Here is a 941-nt window from a genome sequence, read left to right on the forward strand (position 1 = left end):
TCAACACCTATGAGAATCCTGCGACTGACCAAACCACGGATCGTCTAATAGCTGTTTCGTCGTCGATAGTGGCCGGCACGTGTTGGTGACGTAGAACCGCACGACGTCGCTACAATTGAGTGGAAACAGCCCTCAGGCGGAGGTTATCTTGAAAGCGGTAGCAGTTGCTAACAGTGGGCGAATGCCCTGCTGAGTGGCACCGCGATGGTGCCACTCAGCGACTATGCTGTTGGTGGATCGTAGACTTCCTCACGGCTGAGCATGTGAAACATTGCAACGAGCATTTTCCGAGCTGTTGCAACGATTGCGATATTGTGATTCTTCCGCTGTTTCAGGCGGTTGTAGAACTGTCCTAGGTAGTCGTCGAACCGTACAGCCACGTTGGCACACTGAACGAGGGCCCAGCGCAACGGCGCTGAGCCCTCTTTCGAGATTCCACCACGAACTTCTTTGTCGCCAGATTGCCGAATGGATGGATCAAGCCCAGCGTAGCTAATAACCTTCTTTGCGCTGCTAAACCGGTTGATCTCGCCAAGTTCAGACGTGATCAGCAGCGACGTGAAATAACTTACACCTGGGATGGTCATGAGCAGCTGCGCGTCGTGACGCGCAGCGGCGGTGTCTTCGATACGCTTGTCGAGTTTCGTAATCTGTTCGTGTAGCGTATCAATCACCGCGAGATGTGCCTCAAGAACCGCTCGATCGACCTCTGAGAGCGTGAGTTCCGCGAGGAACTCACGCCCGGTCGGGCCGAACAGTTCGCGGCTGTATTGGTTACCGGTACGCTTGAGAACTGCTCGGACACGGTTTTTCTCCCGAGTTCGGTCTTCGACAAGTGCCTTGCGTGCGCGAACGAGATCACGTCGTTCGCGCACGTCCTTGGGCGGAACGTAGCTTTCAGCGACAAGATTCGCACGCAGAAGATGAGCGAGCATCTTCGC

Annotated in this window: 1 protein-coding gene; it reads right to left on the reverse strand. The window is 55.0% G+C overall.

Translation table 11 applies throughout. From position 1 onward, the window contains the following. Positions 1-221 precede the first annotated feature (221 nt). Positions 222-941: IS110 family transposase (locus tag GWG54_RS20595; RefSeq protein ID WP_167939492.1), on the reverse strand; the 720-nt coding region annotated here is incomplete at its 5' end.

Source organism: Natronococcus sp. JC468 (genome assembly GCF_012163165.1).
GTDB classification, from domain to species: domain Archaea; phylum Halobacteriota; class Halobacteria; order Halobacteriales; family Natrialbaceae; genus Natronococcus; species Natronococcus jeotgali.